The sequence below is a fragment of the Vescimonas coprocola genome, from assembly GCF_018408575.1.
Taxonomy (GTDB): Bacteria; Bacillota; Clostridia; order Oscillospirales; family Oscillospiraceae; genus Vescimonas; species Vescimonas coprocola.
In genome coordinates, this window is record NZ_AP023418.1 from 1,864,672 (window position 1) to 1,883,483 (window position 18,812).

General features: G+C 60.4%; 16 protein-coding genes. 12 read left to right on the top strand and 4 right to left on the bottom strand.

What is annotated here, in order from left to right:
* The first annotated feature begins 16 nt into the window (after positions 1 to 16).
* The 9 genes from KJS28_RS09200 to KJS28_RS09240 all read left to right on the top strand — a co-directional run bounded on the left by KJS28_RS09200 (position 17) and on the right by KJS28_RS09240 (position 11,912).
* Positions 17 to 406, top strand: coding sequence for a type II secretion system protein (locus KJS28_RS09200; protein ID WP_213540671.1), 390 nt, complete (start codon positions 17 to 19; stop codon positions 404 to 406).
* A 151-nt stretch (positions 407 to 557) separates the two neighbouring features.
* Positions 558 to 1,343, top strand: coding sequence for a prepilin peptidase (locus KJS28_RS09205; protein ID WP_213540672.1), 786 nt, complete (start codon positions 558 to 560; stop codon positions 1,341 to 1,343).
* 24 nt (positions 1,344 to 1,367) lie between these two features.
* Positions 1,368 to 2,381, top strand: a complete 1,014-nt coding sequence (pilM, locus tag KJS28_RS09210) for a pilus assembly protein PilM (protein ID WP_213540673.1) — start codon at positions 1,368 to 1,370, stop codon at positions 2,379 to 2,381.
* Positions 2,381 to 2,998, top strand: coding sequence for a PilN family protein (locus KJS28_RS09215; protein ID WP_213540674.1), 618 nt, complete (start codon positions 2,381 to 2,383; stop codon positions 2,996 to 2,998). Before pilM ends, KJS28_RS09215 begins: the two co-directional genes overlap by 1 nt.
* On the top strand, positions 2,995 to 3,537 hold the full coding sequence (locus KJS28_RS09220; RefSeq protein ID WP_213540675.1) for a hypothetical protein: 543 nt from the start codon (positions 2,995 to 2,997) through the stop codon (positions 3,535 to 3,537). The genes KJS28_RS09215 and KJS28_RS09220 overlap by 4 nt, the downstream gene beginning before the upstream one ends.
* 28 nt (positions 3,538 to 3,565) lie before the next feature.
* Positions 3,566 to 10,492, top strand: a complete 6,927-nt coding sequence (locus KJS28_RS09225; RefSeq protein WP_213540676.1) for a prepilin-type N-terminal cleavage/methylation domain-containing protein — start codon at positions 3,566 to 3,568, stop codon at positions 10,490 to 10,492.
* Positions 10,493 to 10,519: 27 nt separating this feature from the next.
* Positions 10,520 to 11,134: a hypothetical protein gene (locus KJS28_RS09230; protein WP_213540677.1), complete on the top strand. Its 615-nt coding sequence runs from the start codon at positions 10,520 to 10,522 to the stop codon at positions 11,132 to 11,134.
* On the top strand, positions 11,131 to 11,415 hold the full coding sequence (locus KJS28_RS09235) for a type II secretion system protein (RefSeq protein ID WP_213540678.1): 285 nt from the start codon (positions 11,131 to 11,133) through the stop codon (positions 11,413 to 11,415). Before KJS28_RS09230 ends, KJS28_RS09235 begins: the two co-directional genes overlap by 4 nt.
* The gene (locus KJS28_RS09240; protein WP_213540679.1) at positions 11,412 to 11,912 is read left to right on the top strand and encodes a hypothetical protein; all 501 of its coding nucleotides are present in this window, start codon (positions 11,412 to 11,414) and stop codon (positions 11,910 to 11,912) included. Before KJS28_RS09235 ends, KJS28_RS09240 begins: the two co-directional genes overlap by 4 nt.
* A 124-nt stretch (positions 11,913 to 12,036) precedes the next feature.
* Here KJS28_RS09240 and KJS28_RS09245 read toward each other — a convergent pair whose 3' ends face one another.
* The 4 genes from KJS28_RS09245 to KJS28_RS09260 form a co-directional block, all read right to left on the bottom strand.
* Positions 12,037 to 12,798: an IS3 family transposase gene (locus KJS28_RS09245; protein WP_213540680.1), complete on the bottom strand. Its 762-nt coding sequence runs from the start codon at positions 12,796 to 12,798 to the stop codon at positions 12,037 to 12,039.
* 87 nt (positions 12,799 to 12,885) lie between these two features.
* Positions 12,886 to 13,173, bottom strand: coding sequence for an imidazolonepropionase (locus KJS28_RS09250; RefSeq protein WP_213540339.1), 288 nt, complete (start codon positions 13,171 to 13,173; stop codon positions 12,886 to 12,888).
* Positions 13,174 to 13,317: 144 nt separating this feature from the next.
* The gene (locus tag KJS28_RS09255; RefSeq protein WP_213540681.1) at positions 13,318 to 13,929 is read right to left on the bottom strand and encodes a TetR/AcrR family transcriptional regulator; all 612 of its coding nucleotides are present in this window, start codon (positions 13,927 to 13,929) and stop codon (positions 13,318 to 13,320) included.
* A 256-nt stretch (positions 13,930 to 14,185) separates the two neighbouring features.
* Positions 14,186 to 14,446: a hypothetical protein gene (locus tag KJS28_RS09260; RefSeq protein WP_213540682.1), complete on the bottom strand. Its 261-nt coding sequence runs from the start codon at positions 14,444 to 14,446 to the stop codon at positions 14,186 to 14,188.
* A 216-nt stretch (positions 14,447 to 14,662) separates the two neighbouring features.
* Here KJS28_RS09260 and KJS28_RS09265 point away from each other — a divergent pair, with 216 nt between their 5' ends.
* The 3 genes from KJS28_RS09265 to pgeF all read left to right on the top strand — a co-directional run bounded on the left by KJS28_RS09265 (position 14,663) and on the right by pgeF (position 18,812).
* Positions 14,663 to 15,109, top strand: a complete 447-nt coding sequence (locus KJS28_RS09265) for a hypothetical protein (RefSeq protein ID WP_213540683.1) — start codon at positions 14,663 to 14,665, stop codon at positions 15,107 to 15,109.
* A 139-nt stretch (positions 15,110 to 15,248) separates the two neighbouring features.
* Complete coding sequence (secA, locus tag KJS28_RS09270) at positions 15,249 to 17,987, top strand: preprotein translocase subunit SecA (RefSeq protein WP_213540684.1); 2,739 nt, start codon at positions 15,249 to 15,251, stop codon at positions 17,985 to 17,987.
* 24 nt (positions 17,988 to 18,011) lie between these two features.
* Positions 18,012 to 18,812 (top strand): peptidoglycan editing factor PgeF, encoded by an 801-nt coding sequence (gene pgeF, locus KJS28_RS09275; protein ID WP_213540685.1) that lies wholly within the window; start codon positions 18,012 to 18,014, stop codon positions 18,810 to 18,812.

Here is an 18,812-nt window from a genome sequence, read left to right on the forward strand (position 1 = left end):
TAGGAGATGTAGAACTATGTTGAAGAAACTGCAGAACAAGAAGGGCTTCACTCTGATGGAGATGCTGATCGTCGTCGCCATCATCGCTGTGCTGGTGGCCATCGCCATCCCCGTGTTCAACGGTGCCCTGACCAAGTCCAAGGAGGCCGCTGATGTGGCCAATGTCCGTGCTACCTATGCCGAGTGGCAGACCGCTATGCTCACTGAGAACACCAAGGCTCCCGCCGACAAGGACGCCTTCCTGAAGGGACCTGATAATGGCACTGCTATCGTCCTGAACTATGGTGACGACAAGCTGACTTACGATGCTGGTACCGGCATCATCACCTACAGTGCTAAGAAGCTGACCGACGAGAATGGTGCAAAGACCTTCACCTGGAAGCTGGGTACGCCCGACATCCAGTGACATCCATTTGTCACATTCACACGCAACAGCTCCCGCACCGGCCCGACCGGGCCGGTGCGGGGCGACCCGTCTCTCATCGGGCGGGGATGGCCGTGGGTTGGCGTCCCTCCCCGCTCCGTGAGGACAGTCCCATCTAAAGGAGAGCCTTCCCATGCTGTATGCCGATCCCTTCCTAACTGTTTACTGCTGCCTGCTGGCCGCCCTGCTGGGTGCGTGCATGGGCAGCTTTCTGAACTGTGCAGCCTGGCGCATCGTCCATGGGGAGAGCGTGCTGCGTGGCCGGTCCCATTGCGACGCCTGCGGTCACGTGCTGGCGGTGCGGGACCTGATCCCGGTGGTCAGCTATCTGGCTGCCCACGGGCGCTGCCGCTATTGTGGGGCCAAGCTCTCCCGGCGTCACGTTATGGCCGAGGTGATCTCGGCGCTGGTGTTCGTGACGCTGCTGCTGCATTATGATATTTCGCTCCAAGCTCTTGAAGGCTGGTGTGTGGCCGGCATCCTGCTGGCCTGCTCCTTTGCGGATTTGGAGGGGTACATCATCCCCGACCGTTTCATAGCGGTCGGCGTTGTGCTATTTATCACCACTCTTTTCTTCGACCCCCAGCCGCTCCGGCGGGCGCTGGACGGCGCCATCGGCGGTCTGGCGGTGGCGGGGGGCGTACTGCTTCTGGTGCTGGGGATGGAGAAGCTGCTGGGCCGTGAGGCCATGGGCGGCGGCGACATCAAGCTCCTGTTCCTGACGGGGCTGTTTCTGGGCTGGAAGCGGAACCTTCTGTGTCTGGTGGCGGCCTGCGTCATCGGCATCGTGTGGGGACTCCTGCAAAAAAAACGGGACGGCGGCGAGGCCATCCCGTGGGGCCCCAGCATCGCCCTTGGCGCTTGGCTGACGGCGCTGTGCGGTCAACAGATCATCGATTGGTATCTGGGGCTGCTGTAATTCTTGAAAGTGAGGACGAGCATTTTGGAAAAGATCGTTGGCTTTGACATCGGTGAGAGCAGCGTCAAGCTGGTATATTTCGCCGGTGCGGACCTGAAAAAGGCCGTCACGGCGGAGCTGCCGGACAACATGGTCTCCGGTTCGAGGATTTTGTCCATGGACGCCATGGCGGATTTCCTGCGCCAGACGGCCAAAAGTAACGGCATCCCCCTGACCCATGCGGCGCTGGTGCTGCCCTCCACGGAGGTGTTCACCCGTGAGCTGGTGATGCCCGCCATGACGGAGCAGCAGCTGCTGTATAACCTGCCCTATGAGTTCCGGGACTATCTGACGGAGGAGAAGAACAAGTACTTCTTCGACTATTCCATGCGGGAGGTGCTGCGGGACGAGTCCGGCCAGCCCACGGAGATGAATCTGCTGGCCTGCGCCACCCTGAAAAGCACCGTGGAGAGCTATCGGGCCATGCTGCGCCGGGCGGGCTTCCGCCTGCGGGTGCTGACCCCCAGCGAGTGTGCGTACAGCGCCGTGCTGCAGGCCTACTACCGCCGCACCCGGCAGGAGGGCCGTGACCTGTGCGTGGTAAATCTGGGCCACAGCGCCACCTTCCTGTATATCTACCGGGGCGGCCACTTCGCCAGCCGCCGGGAGATCGAGGTGGGGATGTCCGATCTGGAGCATCTGGTGGCCGATCAGTGCAGCGTGGACATCCACGTGGCCCACGAGTACGTGCGCCAGAACTACAACCATGTGCTGGAGTCGGAGCAGGCCCGTGAGCTGTATGGCCGCATCGCCGTGGAGGTGGTGAAGGCCGTGAACTTCTTCAACTACAACAACCGGGAGCGGGAGCTGACGCAGCTGTGCCTGTGCGGCGGCGGCAGCGCCATTCAGCCGCTGTACGACACCATCGCCGATACCACCGGCATGACGCTGCACACCTCCGCCGAGCTGCTGGGCCAGCGGATGACTACCGAGGAGCCGTGGATGTACCTGCGGGCCATCGGCGGCGTGGATCTTGGCATCAAGGGGGGCCTGCGATAATGGCAGAAAAGATGAAAAAGGGGCCTTCGGAGGCCGGTCGCAAGACCCTCAAATGCCCCCATAAGCAGGGCATCAATCTGAATATGCGGGAACAGAAGGGCAATCCCCGTCTGACCCTGCTGGTGGGCTGTCTGGCCATCGTCATTCTGGCGGGCTGCGTGGCCAAGTTCGGCGTCATCGACCAGTACCGCCGGCTGGATGCGGCGCAGGCCGCCTACGCCTCCGTTCACACGGAGTATACCCAGATGCAGGAGCTGCTGAAGGGCTACGACCGTCTGCTGATGGAATACCGCACCTACTCCATGGAGTGGGCCACCGACGGCAGCGAGGACAACGGCACTCTGGTGGACCGCCAGAAGGCGCTGGATCTGCTGGAGCAGGAGATGCTGTCCCGCGGACGGCTGGTCTCCCTACAAGTGTCCGGCAACAAGATGGTGGTGGCCATGTCCGGCATGAGTCTGGATCAGATCTCCCGGATGTTTGACGTGATCCAGCAGTCCCCCATCGTCAGCAATGTGGAGCTGAATCTGGCCTCCACGGAGGACGGCAACGTCTCCACCATTCTGGACTTCACCGTCCGCATCACCCTACGCAGCGCAGAGGAGGCAGACAAATGAACCGGGAATTGACAAGACGGGAAAAGATCCTGCTGCTGGTGCTGATCGTGGTGGTGCTGGTGGCGGGCTACTGTAAGCTGATCCTCATCCCCATCAACGATCAGATCTCCAGCTATCGGCTGAACATGGAGGCCGAGCAGACGGAGCTGGACGCCAATCAGGGGAAAATGGCCCAGATGCAGAAGATGCAGAAGGCCATCGAAGAGATCAAGGCGGCGGGCGAGAAGCGCACCATCCCCCAGTACGACAACAGCGGCAAGCTGATGATCGAGCTCCACGAGATCATGAGCGACACGCTGGACTATTCGCTGGACTGCTCTGCGGGCACCGTGCAGCAGGACTATATCATGCTGCGGCCCATCGTCATGACCTTCCGGACCTCCACCTATGCACAGGCCCGGCAGATCGTGGATCGGCTGTGCTCCAGCGAGAACATCAGCCAGATCTCCGACATGAATATGAACACCTATACCGAGGGCCGCAACAGCGGCACTGTGGAGACCACGCTGGTCATCACCTACTTCGAGATCATGCCCTGAGGATGCCGTGGGGCGGGGAGCTTTTTCTATGACTGAGAGAAAACTACAACGGAATAGACGGGGCTTCACGCTGACGGAGGTGCTGCTGGCGCTGGCCATCCTCATCATCCTGCTGGCGCTGGCCATGATCCCCATCAGCCGCCACCAGCGCAATATCCGCCAGACGGAGCTGGATTCCAAGGCGGAGACCATCTATCTGGCGGCCCAGAACCGGCTCTCCCAGCTGCAGGCCAGCGGCCGCAGCGACGAGTACGGCAAGGACCGGGCCACGGCCCTGAACAACATCCCCTGGGACGCCGAGCAGGATAAGTACACCACCAGTACTCTGTACTACGTCACCTCCGCCGCCAAAAGCACCGACACCTCTGCCGCCGGGAGCATCCTGCCCCGTGAGCAGGTGGAGGCGGAGCTGTGGGACGCCAACTGGGTCATCGAGTATGACCCCGGCAGCGGCAGCGTTTACGCCGTGTTTTACAGCGAAAAGCCCATGCAGTACAGCTTCGACGCCTTCAACCCCCTGCGCTCACGGGATCGCCGGGTGCAGGAGGGGGCTACCGTGGGCTACTACGGCGGCGACAGCGTCCAGAGCGAGGACACCGGCAAGCTGACCCCCAAGATGGAGATCATCAACAAGGAGCGTCTGCTGCTGAAGGTCACCTGTGACACGCCCCGTGACCCCCTGCACTTCTATGTGACGGTGACGGACGCACAGGGCCACTCCACCGGGCGGATGGAGCTCACCGGCTCCGAAGTCAACGTCTCTTACCGCACCTATACCGTCACCATGGTGCTGGACGACCTGACGGAGGGCAAACGCTTCTCCCAGCAGCGCCGCTTCCGGCAGCTGACCCCCGGCTCCGACCTGACATTGAAGGTGGAGGTGGAGAGCGACAGCCGTCTGGTGGACTCCGTCACCGGCAAGCTCACCACCAACAGTCTCTTTGCCGAGGTGCGGGACGGCGGCACCACCGCCGTGGTCACCTATGCCCGGCATCTGCAAAATCTGGACGAGGGCTCCGGTTTGCCCACCGCCATCACACGGGCGCTGCAGGAGCAGGATATCCAGTTCGTCAACACCGGCATGGACGACGGCTGGGACAGCTGCTATCCGGGTCGGAGCTTCACCCCCATCTATAACGAGAACCTCGCCTATTACGACAGCACCGTCGCCGTAGGCACCCAGTCCTATCACCCTGTGATCTATGAGCTGCCGGTGGATACCGACGGCGACGGCGGCCTGTTTGAGAGCTTCCGGGGTACCTTGCGAAACATCCGTCTGTGCGGCGCCCAGATCAGCGCCGGCGGCAATGCCGGCGGTCTGGCTGGCTCCCTCCGGGGCGGCACCACCATTGAGGGCTGTCAGGTCTACCTGAGCCCCACCCGTGACAAGCTCAGCAGCAAAAGTGAGCAGGATATCTGGATCAGCGGCGCCACCGCCGGTGGTCTGGTGGGCCGCTGTGGTTATGACCTCACCGTCCGCAACAGCTTCGCCTCCTCCGTGCTGGAGGGCGGACGCTACGCCGGCGGTCTGGTGGGCTATATCAGCGGCACTCGCACCGTCTATGTGGAGCACTCCTACGCCGACTGCTACCTCTACGCCTCCGGCACCACCGGCGGCCTCATCGGCAGCTGTACCGGCACGGCGGATATCACCCTGCGGGACTGCTACACCGCCGGTTTTCAGGAAGCGGACGTCATGGCGGGTCTGGTGGGCGGTGAGTTGTCCTACGGCGACGTCGTCGACACCTGTTACAGCGCCAGCGCCCGGCTGAACGGCAGTGAAAAGCTCACCTACTCCACCGCCAAGCCTGCGGATGTCACCACCGGCAAGCCCGATATCACCAGCACCTACTATATGTCCCACGGCGACCACGACATGGACGGCACGGTCTTTGCCGACTATGAGCAGTGGAGCGGCCGCAGCCGGGCCGACGCCATCGAGAAGTACCTCAACGACGCCTTCACCGCTGAGACCGGTGGCAGCGACACCGTGGCCTATAACCTGGTGGACGGCATGGGTCTGGGCGCTTACTCCTATCCCCGCCTGACGGGGCTGACCCACTACGGCGACTGGCAGGCTCAGTTCGAGGCCGGTACACTGGTGTACTACGAGGTCTATTCCGACGGCAGCTACGGCTTCCGTGGTGCCAACAAATCCACCGTCAAAACCACCGGCACGGTGGTGGGCGACGGATACGGCATGGTGTACAGCACGCTGCCGGAGCAGGATCTGACGGCGCGCTATTCGCTGGGGGGGCGGGAGGTCACCTCTACCTTGTACCGTGCCAACGCCATCGACATGGGCGGGGGCTACTACCTGCTGCCCCTGCCCCGGACACTGGTGAACACCACCGAGGTAGCCACGGACTTCTACCGCCGGGTGCAGGTGGAGGACACCACCTACTACTTCAATCCCCATTTCACCTGCTGGGTATCGGAGGGCTCCGAGGCCCCGGAGGCCCCCAGCGAGATCGGCATCCGCACGGCCCGGCAGCTGAATAACCTGAGTCTGTACTATGAGCAGTACAGCCCCCTGCTGGCCAAGGACACCACCCTCCAGCAGGAGCGCAGCATCGACTACTCCGGCTACGACTGGGCGAACTACGGCCGCAGCGGCGCCGCCGTCACCAGCCAGCAGCCCATCGGCAGCAGTGCCGTCGTCCCCTTTACCCACATCTATGACGGCGGCACCTATCCCATCGCCGCTGTGCCGCTCCAGAGTCCCAACGGCGGCGACTACGCCGGACTCTTCGGCCTGAATCAGGGTAGTCTGCGGAATGTGGTGCTCACCACCGGAGAGCAGGACTACTCCGTGACGCTTCGGGGCATCCTGCACCTGCGTACCGCCTATGTCGGCGCACTGGCAGGCCGCAACGACGGCACCATCTACAACTGCGCTGCGGCGGGCTACTCCGTCACAGCCCACGCCTATCAGGGCAGCGTCCTGTATATGGGCGGCTTCGTGGGCTATAACGCCGGGACCATCCGCTCCGGCAGCGTCAGCACCCCCTCCCTCACCGCCAGCAGCAACTATGCCCGTCTGCTGATGGGCGGCTTCACCGGCGGCAACAGCGGTCTGGTGAGCCAGAGCTACGCCATGGCCAACGTGGAGGTACTCCAGATCCGTGGCGGCGGCGTGGCCCTCAGCGGCTTCGCCGGGGAGAACATCGGCTCGATCCGCAGCAGCTACTGCGCCACGGCCCTTACCTCCCCCGGTGCCGATACCTACGGCTTCGCCCCGGCCACCGGCAGCACCTCCGGCTGCTGCTATCTCAGCGGCGGTACCTATCGCTTCGTGGGACAGGTCCATCTGTATGATTACAGCGACCAGTCCGGCGCACGGGCCGTCAATGAGCAGGGACTGAAGGCCCTGACCCTCACCGGCTTCTCTTCCGCCGATGCCAGCCACACCTATCACCACAGCAAAACCCTGAACACCGACGGGCAGGCCTATCCCTATCCCACCGGTCTCACCGGCCACGGCAGCCCCGTCCACTACGGCGACTGGGTGACCCCCGCCGATCTGGGTACGCTGGGCATGGTGTACTGGGAGCACGAGGAGGGCGGCAGTAACCCCGGCTATCACTTCTCATACATCGGCTTTGAAAACGGCGTCCGCAAGGACGGCAGCAGCCTCTGCACCGCCCACGACGATGGCGGCAAGATCACCGCCTACGGCTACGGCTACTACTGGTCCAAGGGCGAGACGGAGCCCCTGCTGGAGACCCAGCGCATCGCTCTGGACGGCCGCAACACCGAGGCGGCGGCGGAGCTGGAGAAGCAGATGCCTCTGTTCAGCTTCGTCACCTATCAGACCTCCGACACCGGCCTGCGGCTCCTCAGCGGCACCACCGGCAACGGCCACTGGTTCCTGTCTCAGGGGGATGTGTGGTTCACCTACACCGTCAGTCCCTTCTTCGCAGATTCCTACGCCGTCACCGCCGTCAGCACCGGCATTACCGGCGGCACCACCGGCGTGGAGCCCGGCACGGATGCCCTGCCCTATCAGGTGCGGTCTGTGGAGCAGCTGCAATACATCAACTGGAGCTACTACGGCAATCAGGGCAGCTCCACCCGTGACGTGACGGACAGCGGGAGTATGTACAAGTACTACCCCTATCTGCAATATAGCCGTGTCACCTGGGGCTACCAGAGCAAGGAGGACGCCATCGCCGGCGACTCCACCGGCGGCACCCGGCCCATCCGCACGTGGAAACAGAGCCATGACCTCAACGGCCAGAGCCTGGCGGATCCCACGGATGCCTCCCTGAATTACAGCTTCCATCCCATCGCCGGCTCTGTCTACGACAGCGGCAGCAGCACCGACTACCGTATGGTGCTGTACAACTGGTTCGGCAGCAAGTACGACGGCCAGAGCTACTACATCAAGAACGTGAACATCGACTCCTACTGCTACAACGTGGGCCTCTTCGGCACCACCGCCGGCGCAGAGATCGCGAACATCGTCCTTTATAGTGACAACGGCGCCGTCATCCAGCGCAATACCGATCCCACGCCCTCCAGCGGCACCCGGACGGTGCGCCAGTATTCCACCTCCTACGCCTTGGGAGGTCTGGTGGGCATCGCCTATGACTACAACAGCAGCATGGGCAACGGCAGCATCACCAACTGCGCCATCGCCGGCTACACTGTGGCCGACAACAGCCGTAACAAGCAGCATCTGGGTGAGGCCGCCATCGGCGGGCTGGTGGGTGTCTCCAGCGTCAACCTCAACAAGTGTTCCGCCGTGGTGGATCTGCAGATCAACTGCACCCACGTCGATACCAACGGCTACATGAACGCCGCCCGCTACGGCAACTATGTGCGTGTAGGCGGTCTGGCCGGCGGTGTGCGCTTTGCGGTAACGGACTGCTACACCGGCGGTACCATCACCGTTGGGGAGGAGACCCTGAAGGAGCGTGTCCCCGTGGGCAGCAGCAACAATGTCTTTGCCGACGGCAGCTCTGCCGTCCAGGTCAAGATGAATTTCGGCGGTGTCTCCGGCCCCGATACCTATGTCTATATCGGCGGTATGGGCGGCAGCGGCTTCTCCGCCAGCTTCACCAACTTTGTCAATCGCTCCGACAGTTCGGATGGTCAGCCCACTTTCAATAACTGCTACACCTACATGGAGTTCCCGGACATGGCGGGTACCATCACCGGCATCTCCCTTATGGGCAGTATTGCCGACCGAGCCGGTGCCAGCACCAATGCAAAGCTCTATATCAATAACTGCTACTACCTCAACAGCAGCAAGAACAGCATTTCTTTCGACAATCTGCCCAAATACTACGGCAAGGGTAATTCCAGAAACAACTCCCTTAGCGGGCTGCTGCGTACAGAAGCGGCACGGGAAAAAATGCTCAACGGCGATCTCAGCTACCTCCGTAATTACGGCTGGAACGGTGGTTCCAACACGTATAGCATCAAGGGCCTGACGGGCCTGACCTATGAGCAGATGTCCCAGCGCACCGGTGCCAGCATCGTCACCCAGAACAACGGCACCGGCACTGCACAGCGCTACGATAGCTTCGCCGCCGCTCTGGGCAGCAGCTTTGCGTGGGTCACTACCGAGGAAAACGGCGCCGAGGTCCACGGCAAATACAGCTTCCCCGGCAGCGACGAGGCCCTGCAGGGTCAGGACTTCCCCTTCCCCACCGTACTGGTGCAGGATAACGTCTTTGGCCGGGCCCGTCTGCACTACGGCTGGTGGCCGTCATCTGGCCTCTACTGGAGCAAGGGCTTGCTGACGCTGGACATGATCACCGACTACGATGCCGCCGGCGGTGAATCCGCCGTGACGCTGGATCTGCGGTTCGAGGGCACGGATCCCGGCACGGAGCTCCCCACCCTGTCCTATACCAAGGACGGCATCGTCACTGCCGAGCTTCAGCCGGACGGCACGGGCCACTACAAGGTCCGCATCGTGGGACAGGCCATCGGCTCCACCGAGATCATCGCCACACTGGGGGATTACACCGCCCGTCTGGCAGTGGACGTCACCGCCAAGCTCTCCATCTCCGTGGATCAACTCTCCGTAGAGCAGTATGTAGGCGAGAGCACTACCCTCACCCTCACCGCACGGGACGGCACCGGCCAAGTGCTCACCGGCGTCAAATGGGACGTGGTCAGCGGCTCTGACCGGGTGGTCACGCTGTCCCCGGTGAGTCGGGATCAGCAGGTCACCGTCACCGGTAAGGGCGAGGGCGAGGAGACTCTGCTGGTGCAGGCCGGTGTCACCGTGGGCCAGCGCACCTTCACCAGTGAGCTGCGCCTCACCGCCACCATCCATATGCAGGGCGTGCTGGGCATCGCCCATGTGGGCGATGGAGACGCCGTGTATCGTCAGGGCATCCTGAATCGGGACGCCAGCGACTGGGATACCCCTCTCGGCCCCGCCGAGGGCGATGTCCCCGATCACGAGGGTCTGTACCTGTACAGCCGTGGCAAGGCGGCGGACTTCCGGTACTTCACCGTAACGGCCCTTACCGTTCTGGATAGCACCGGCACTTCCCACGATATGCTCTCCAACGCCGATGAGGACTACCGGGTCAGCGTAGGCGACGTGGTGGCCGCCCAGCAGGACGGCGACTTCAGCTATCGCCCCATTACCATCCACGGACGGCAGCAGGAGACCGTCACCCTGCAGGTGACCCTCACCGACAGCCGCACCGGCCGGCTCTATCCGCTGGATATCCCCTATACCCTGACGGCGGAGGATACGCAGATCACCGCCACCTTCGTGGTGGGCCGCCTGCGGCTGGAGAAGGCCGTTCCCTTCGGCCAGCCCGCCGCCGGCTTCCTCCCCACGGAGGAGGAGCTTGTCTCGGCGCTCCGGCCCGTTGTGGGCTGGACCCCCAGTCCCGACCTGCCCCTGTTCCAGGATACCACCTTTGAACCCATCTATCAGGATACGGAGGAGCCAGGTCTGCTCCGCTGGCGCTGGACCCGATAACCGTTTTGCAGAAAGGAGGCCATTGGAATGAAAAAGTGTACAGACCGGAAGGGCGTCACCATTCTGATGGCCCTCCTCCTGCTGCTGGTAGCCAGCATGGTCAGCGTAGTGATCCTTACGGCGGCCACTACCGCCGCCCGGCACATCTCCAATGACCGCCAGAGCCAGCAGACCTATCTCACCGTCAGCTCCGCTGCGGAGCTGTTGCGGGACGATATCCTCTCCTCCAGCTATGAGCAGAAGGTCACCCGCCGCCCCACTACCACCGGCAGCTATATCGAGCGGACGGAGGTAACTCAGACCCCCCAGGGGGCCATGAAGGTCTGGCTGGAGCGGGGCATTGAGGCCGTGGACCGTGGCATCGCCTATACCGACGTCATCACCCTCACCCCGGATGCTGCCAGCGGTCTGGACGCCGTACAGGCGGAGTTCACCATGACCCCTGCCTACGACATCACCGTGACCCTTTCTCTGGCGGACAGCAGTCAGGGCAACTGCCTTATGACCCTCACCCTCAGCGGCGAGCGGAAGCAGCAGGTCACCATCGTCACCGGCGGCAACACCGAGACGGGACAGGCCACCGTTACCACCACCACCATCTCTTGGGACACACCGCTCATTGAAAAGGGGGTCACCGGATGAAAAAGCTGAAAAACCAGAAGGGCGAAACTCTGGTGGAGACTCTGGTGTCCCTGCTGATCATCGTGCTGGTGTTCGTCTTTCTGACGGGCTCCGCCGTGGCAGCCGCCAAGATCAACGCCAAGATCCGGGACACCGACGTCTCCTTCCGGTACAGCGATGCCCAGTCCGAGGGCAGCGCCCAGCTGCGCCTCTCCGGCCGCAGCGGCCAGACCGGCAGCACCTCGGTGGAGGTCTATCAGGAGAACGGCTACCGCTACTATGTGTCGGAGGATACGCCATGAGAAAACTCCGTGACCGGCGGGGCATCACCCTGACCGAGATGCTGTGTACGGTGCTGATCGTGCTGCTGCTGACGGCGCTGCTGGTAGTGGGCATCCGCTTTGCCGGCAAGACCTATACGGAGTCCATGCGGCTGTCGGAGGCCCAGGAGCTTTGCTCCACCCTCACCAGCGTCATCAGCGACAAGCTGCGCTTCTGCGGCACCGTGACGCAGGATGAAAACGGCGGCCTGACGCAGATCTTCATCCAAAACGTGGGCAGCGTGGAGGGTAAGGGCGATGCCTTTCAGATCGGTGAGGACGGCCAGCTGGCGTTGGGTGACAGCCACCTGCTGGGCTCGGCCTCCTACCCCAAGGGGCTGAAGGTGAAGTCCTTTACCCTACGCTACGATGCCTCCACCGACATTTTCTCCGTCACCCTGGAGATCGGGGACCGCTCCCGGCAAACCCTGTCCCAGACCTCCTTCGAGGTCAAGCGCATCAATCGCACCGTGACCTGATGCGCCCACGGCCCGCAAGCGGTAAGCGGCCAAATGCAGAGATAACAAACGAACCCCCCTCGGCCATTGAACCGCACCAGATTATGCGGACAGCACTAAAAGCCCCCATGTAGGATATTGAGTTTTAAGCGGAGTGGCGCAGCGACAGCGGTGCCACTCCCGTTTTTGTTTGGATGCGTTCGTGGTTATAGAAGTAAATATACCTGTCGATCAGTTCGTTTGCTTCTTGGAGCGTCTTTGGCTTGTGGCGGTAGATGCACTCTGTTTTCAGAATGGAGAAGAAATTTTCTGCCATGGCATTGTCATAAGGATTTCCTTTCCTTGACATGGACGGCGTTATGCCGTAAGATTGTGTTAGCTTGAAGTATGCTTGTGATGTGTATTGAAAGCCTTGGTCGCTGTGGAGCTGCAACTCCGCAGCGACTTTCTCTTTCTTCATTGCCAGACGAATCGTGTCCAGAACAAGATTCACAGTCTGCCGACTTGCAGTCTTGTAGGCCACAATACTGTTGTCATACAGATCTCGGATCATGGACAGATATAAAATGCCTTCTTTTGTGTGGATGTAAGAAATGTCCGTGACCCATTTCTCGTTTGGCCTGACCGCCCGGAACTGTCTGTTCAACAGATTTTCATATTTGTGTACCTGCTGACCAAGATTTACCCATTGGCGGCGTCGGCGAACCTCAGACAATAATCCATATTTTTTCATGATTCTGAGCACAGTCTTCGGATCTCTTTGAATATTTCTGCCTTTTAACCACTTCCATACACGTCGATAGCCATAGGTCTTATCTGTCCTGCGCTGACATTCCTCGATTTCCTTTGCCACAACAGCATCGCGATCCGTCTCTCCCAGACGCTTTTTTAAAGCAGTAGTAACCACTTCTGGATACCCCGAAGAATTTGCACATAACAGATATTGGGTATTCTCCCCGGTGACGGTGAATGACGGCGTACTTTGCCTTTGGCCTCACTTCCTTTCTGTGGACTGCAGAAAATCCTGCAGTAATTTCACTTCCATCTTGAGCCGCTTATTCTCATACTTATATTCCTGCAGCGTCTTTGCAGGCTTCCTGCCACGAAACTTCGGCGCACCCTTGGCGGCTTTTTTGCGTTGCCGCTTCAGCAGATTGTGAACCGGACGGTCTCCCTCCAAGCCAAGTTCCGCTTCGATTTCCCTGTGGCTCTTCCCTGATTCTAACATCTTTTCTATGGTCGGTAGTAGAACCTGCATATTGGTGTATCTTCGTTTGCTCATAATGAATCCCCCCTGATGTACTTATTATCCTACATCAGGGGGGATTTTGTCTATTGTCCTGTTTTACTGGTTCTGTTCACCATTGCCGAGGGGGGGTCGTTTCTGTCTTATTTGGTTTTTTCTGCGGCCGCTGCGGTGGAACCGTCAGCTTTCTGCCTTGACGTCGGGCCTTGCGTCCTCCGTGCGGTACTGGGTCATAAGCAGCCGAATGGCCTGCTTCAGCGCCTCCAGCTGGGACTGCAGATAGCATTCATCCTCGAACATGGCGTAGTGGACGCAGGTCTGGATCAGGATGAAGATCAGCGGGGTGATGGTGGTATAGGGGATGCCCAGCTTGGGCTCCAGCGATTTGGCGTATTCGGTGTAGCGGCGGTTGACCCCCTCGAAGAACTGCTTGCCGTAGCGGATATACTTGGGGTGGGTGTAGACCTGATACATCAGGCGGTACTTCTTGCCGTGCTGCCGGGCCGTCCAGTAGGGGATCTCGTCGATGAAGCGCATCAGATCCTGCGGATCGGTGGGGGCCTTGGCCATGAAGTCGTCCTCTACCTTCTTCATGCAGTAGGCGGTGGACTGGACAATGAGATCGTCCAAATCTCTAAAATAGATATACAGCACGGCGGAGCTGCACCCACAGGACTCCGCCAGCTTCCGGATGCCCACGGAGGCCAGACCGTTTTCGGCGTAGCAGTCGTAGCACTTCTCCATCAGCATGATTTTTTTGCGCTGAAATTCCTCTTGATCTCTGGTTCTCACGGTACTTCTCCTCTTGTCATCCCTATTATTTGCATAGATTGCAAATATTATATACACTATATCTGATAATATATTATATCACTTGTTTCCGTGTTGCAAGGCTTTTTTCCGCAGTTCCCAAAAAATGGCAAAATCATCGCCTGAATCGGACATTCAGGCGATGACTTTTTTTGCGATGTGCAATAGCGGGCATGGGCTGCTGCCTATGTCCGCCGGGATACGCTCCCTCGCCCCGCCGCCGTCCAAGGGATATCCGTTATCCTTCGGTGCCACTGCCCTCCGGCGTCGTATCGGCAGCTGCGGTATCGGCGGGAGCATCCGCAACGGTGTCCTTCGGCTCCTGACGGGCCTCCAGCCGTTTCAGATACCAGAGGATGCGCCCGCCCACATAGGCGATGGCCACAATGGCCCCGGCAGATAGTATCCGGAAATACCAGCCAAAGATAACTGTCCCAAGAACGCCCACCACTACGGTAACAATCACAATATGCCAATCCAATGGATATTTTGTCTTCATAATTCTACCCTTCTACTGATGTTCTCTTTACGCAAGTGTCACCGGACGTGCTAAATACTTGGTAATTTTGCTATCCAAAGAAATGGAAAAATTTACTCCTCCCTTGGGATCCATTGATACAGAAATACTACTGGGTCCAAAGGTCTTATGGGCATAGCTTGGTTGTATAACCGCATCCGTTGATGTTACAACGCCATAGCATAGGTAGGTAGCAAAATGGCTATCCGCTACATTTCCCGCCTCACAGGCATCACACTGGGGGATAGTGGGATTAAAGCGCAAGAGCGGCAGAAGATTTTTGTATTCGATCTTAAGATTCCCATCTTTTGGACTGCTTTCCGTTACATCACGGTTCCTCTTTGTTTCATTGCCGCAAATTCCGCACTTAAACGTCTGATGCACGTAACCCTTTTCTGCAAAGCTGTCATCAAAGGAAGCATTGGTTCCGATGGCAAGCACGTCCTGCAGCCGGGTCGCTGGATATTTCTTCCATTATATTTCTACCTATGCATCGGACTCCTCCCCTTTCAGCTTCATCGTATCACAATTTCCGCTTTTTGCAAGCAAATTCGCCGCCCAGTGTGTTTCTTCGTAAAGAGTGCCGATTGTCGCCATTTTATTTTAGTGAAATTGCTCTTGTTGCCGTTTTTCCTTTGCATCTGACAGGAATTTGTGGTATGATACAGGATGTATTCTTGTTTCTATTCGCCGCAGCGATGCCGGAAGGCTCTCCCGCCCGGCGGCAGGGAAACGGGAGCAATACGCATACTTTCCTTTTGGAAACAGAAAGGACACGATACATATGGGACTCATTACGAAAATTTTCGGAACGTACAGTCAGCGGGAGCTGAAAAGCATCTACCCCATCGCTGACAAGATCGAGGCGCTGGCCGACGAGTACAAGGCCCTCACCGATGCCCAGCTTCAGGCCAAGACCCCGGAGTTCAAGGAGCGTCTGGCCAACGGTGAGACGCTGGATGACCTGCTGCCGGAGGCCTTTGCCACCGTGCGGGAGGCGGCGGACCGTGTGCTGGGTCTGCGCCCCTATCGGGTGCAGCTCATCGGCGGCATCGTGCTGCATCAGGGCCGTATCGCTGAGATGAAGACCGGTGAAGGTAAGACGCTGGTGGCCACGCTGCCCTCCTACCTCAATGCACTGACGGGCCGTGGCGTTCACATCGTCACCGTCAACGACTATCTGGCCAAGCGAGACAGCGAGTGGATGGGCAAGGTCCACCGCTTTCTGGGCCTGTCGGTGGGTCTGATCGTCCACGACCTCAGCAAGGAGGAGCGGCAGGCCGCCTACAACGCCGACATCACCTACGGCACCAACAACGAGATGGGCTTTGACTACCTGCGGGACAACATGGCCATCTATAAGAACGAGCAGGTGCAGCGGGGCCATAACTTCGCCATCGTGGACGAGGTGGACTCCATCCTCATCGATGAGGCCCGGACGCCCCTCATCATCTCCGGCATGGGCGACAAGTCCACGCAGCTGTATGACATGGCAGAGTCGCTGGTGGCCCGGATGAAGAAATACGTGGTGGCGGAGGTGGACTCCAAGGAGGAGGAAGCCGAGGATATCGACGCCGACTATGTGGTGGACGAGAAGGCCAAGACGGCCACCCTCACCGCCCGTGGTATCGCCAAGGCCGAGGAGTTTTTCAATCTGGAGAACCTCTCCGACCCGGAGAACAGTACCATTGCCCACCATATCAATCAGGCCATCAAGGCCCACGGCGTCATGAAGCGGGACGTGGACTACGTCATCAAGGACGGCGAGATCATCATTGTGGACGAGTTCACCGGCCGTCTGATGTTCGGCCGTCGGTACTCCGAGGGCCTGCATCAGGCCATTGAGGCCAAGGAGCACGTCTCCGTGCAGCGGGAGAGCAAGACGCTGGCCACCATCACCTTCCAGAACTACTTCCGCCTGTATCAGAAGCTGTCCGGTATGACCGGTACGGCCCTGACGGAGGAGGAGGAATTTGCCACCATCTACAAGCTGGACATTGTGGAGATCCCCACCAACCGTCCCATCGCCCGTATCGACGATCAGGACTCCGTGTATAAAACGGAGCAGGGCAAGTTCCGGGCGGTCATCCGTCAGGTGGAGGAGTGCCACGCCAAGGGCCAGCCGGTGCTGGTGGGTACGGTATCCATCGAGAAGAACGAGCTTTTAAGCCGGATGCTCACCAAGGCAGGCATCAAGCACAACGTATTGAACGCCAAGAACCACGAGCGTGAGGCGGAGATCGTGGCGCAGGCCGGTAAGCTGGGCGCCGTCACCGTGGCCACCAACATGGCCGGCCGTGGTACGGATATCATGCTGGGCGGCAATGCCGAGTACATGGCCACCAGCGACCTGCGGAAGGCGGGGCTGTCGGACGAGCTCATTGCTGAGGCCACCGGCTACGCCGAGACGGACAACCAGGAGATTCTGGATGCCCGCCGCCTGTTTGCCCAGAAGCTGCAGCAGCACAAGGAGGAGATCGCCGGAGAGGCGGAGCAGGTGCGTCAGGCCGGCGGCCTGTTCATCGTGGGTACCGAGCGCCACGACTCCCGCCGGATCGACAACCAGCTGCGTGGCCGTGCCGGCCGTCAGGGCGACCCCGGCGAGACCCGGTTCTATATCTCGCTGGAGGATGACCTCATGCGTCTGTTCGGTGGTGAGCGCATCAACGCCATCATGGAGCGGATGAACCTCGACGAGGACACCCCCATCGAGAACAAGATGCTGACCCGTGCCATTGAGCAGGCCCAGACCACGGTGGAGTCCCGGAACTTCCAGTCCCGTAAGTCGGTGCTGGAGTACGACGACGTGATGAACAAGCAGCGTGAGATCATCTACGATCAGCGCAAGCAGGTGCTGGAGGGTATGGACGTCAAGGGCATCATCATGAACATGATGTCCACCGCCATCGGCCATCAGGTCAGCAGCGCCTTCGGCGGCGAGAGCCACATGGACGAGGCCGGGATGCGGGAGCTGCTGCGTCAGGTGGAGGGCCTGTACTTCCCCAGGTACACCGTGCGCTTCGAGCCGGAGCGCATCCCCCAGTTGACGGCCGAGGAGGTCATCGATGCCTTTACCGCCGCCGCTGCCGACTTCTACGAAAAGAAGGAGCAGGAGTTCACCTCCCCTGTCATGCGTGAGGTGGAGCGTGTGGTGCTGCTGCGGGTGGTAGACGAGTACTGGATGGACCACATCGATGCCATGACCGATCTGCGGCAGGGCATCGGTCTGCGGGCCTATGCTCAGACGGATCCCATCATCGCCTATAAGAAGGAATCTCTGGAGATGTTTGAGGAGATGATCTCCGCCATTCAGGAGGAAACCGTCCGGCGGCTGTACTCCGTACGGCTGCGGAAGAACGAGGAGGTCAAGCGGGAGCGTGTAGCCAAGACCACGTCGGAGAGCGTGGGCGGCGACGGCACCGTGAAGAAGCAGCCCCGCAAGGTGAAGAAGATTGGCCGCAACGAACCCTGCCCCTGCGGCAGCGGTAAGAAGTACAAGAACTGCTGCGGCCGGGATGCGTAAAAATCCCCGGACAGGAGGACTGCCATGGCATTTCATGACCATACGGAAAACGGCATCACCGTGCTGCAGAGCGATCTGCTGTGCGGCAGCATCCGCCACGGCTTTTCCACCCGCACCGGCGGCGTCAGCCCCGCCCCGTGGAACAGCCTGAATCTGGGCGTGGGCCGGGGCGACGATCTGGCCAATGTGCAGGAGAACTTCCGCCGGCTGTGCGGCGTGCTGGGTCTGTCCCATCAGCGGGCGGTGCTCAGTAAGCAGGTCCACGAGGACAACATCCGTCTGGTGACGGAGTCGGACTGCGGCAAGGGACTGTTCCGGCAGCGGGACTACGCCAGCGTAGACGCCATGATCTGCCGGGAGAAGCACATCCCGCTGGTGGTGTTCTCCGCCGACTGCGGCACTATTCTGCTGTACGACCCGGTGCAGGAGGCCATCGGAGCCGTCCATGCCGGGTGGCGTGGGGTGGCCAGCGGTCTGGCTGCCAAGACGGTGCGGCGGATGCAGGAGGCCTTCGGCACGGAGCCGGGGGATCTGCTGGCTGCCACGGGGCCGTCCATCGGTGCCTGCTGCTTCGAGACGGACGATGACGTGCCGGAGGCCATGCGCCGGGCGCTGGGTGCGGCAGCGGAGCCGTACATGGTGCGCTGGGGCGAAAAGTGGCACATAGACCTGAAGGGCATCAATGCCCTGTGGCTGCGGCAGGCCGGGGTACAGCGCATCGACGTATGCCCCGACTGCACCGGCTGCCACCCGGAGCGCTGGTGGTCCCATCGGAAGATGGGGGACCGCCGGGGAGCGCAGGCGGCACTCATCGCCCTGATCTGA

Bases quoted from the DNA above. Each gene is read 5' to 3' on its own strand.
- KJS28_RS09200 (WP_213540671.1), top strand. From the start codon at position 17: ATGTTGAAGAAACTGCAGAACAAGAAGGGCTTCACTCTGATGGAGATG.
- KJS28_RS09205 (WP_213540672.1), top strand. From the start codon at position 558: ATGCTGTATGCCGATCCCTTCCTAACTGTTTACTGCTGCCTGCTGGCC.
- KJS28_RS09215 (WP_213540674.1), top strand. From the start codon at position 2,381: ATGGCAGAAAAGATGAAAAAGGGGCCTTCGGAGGCCGGTCGCAAGACC.
- KJS28_RS09220 (WP_213540675.1), top strand. From the start codon at position 2,995: ATGAACCGGGAATTGACAAGACGGGAAAAGATCCTGCTGCTGGTGCTG.
- KJS28_RS09225 (WP_213540676.1), top strand. From the start codon at position 3,566: ATGACTGAGAGAAAACTACAACGGAATAGACGGGGCTTCACGCTGACG.
- KJS28_RS09230 (WP_213540677.1), top strand. From the start codon at position 10,520: ATGAAAAAGTGTACAGACCGGAAGGGCGTCACCATTCTGATGGCCCTC.
- KJS28_RS09235 (WP_213540678.1), top strand. From the start codon at position 11,131: ATGAAAAAGCTGAAAAACCAGAAGGGCGAAACTCTGGTGGAGACTCTG.
- KJS28_RS09240 (WP_213540679.1), top strand. From the start codon at position 11,412: ATGAGAAAACTCCGTGACCGGCGGGGCATCACCCTGACCGAGATGCTG.
- KJS28_RS09250 (WP_213540339.1), bottom strand. From the start codon at position 13,173: ATGAGCAAACGAAGATACACCAATATGCAGGTTCTACTACCGACCATA.
- KJS28_RS09260 (WP_213540682.1), bottom strand. From the start codon at position 14,446: ATGAAGACAAAATATCCATTGGATTGGCATATTGTGATTGTTACCGTA.
- KJS28_RS09265 (WP_213540683.1), top strand. From the start codon at position 14,663: ATGGCTATCCGCTACATTTCCCGCCTCACAGGCATCACACTGGGGGAT.
- secA (WP_213540684.1), top strand. From the start codon at position 15,249: ATGGGACTCATTACGAAAATTTTCGGAACGTACAGTCAGCGGGAGCTG.
- pgeF (WP_213540685.1), top strand. From the start codon at position 18,012: ATGGCATTTCATGACCATACGGAAAACGGCATCACCGTGCTGCAGAGC.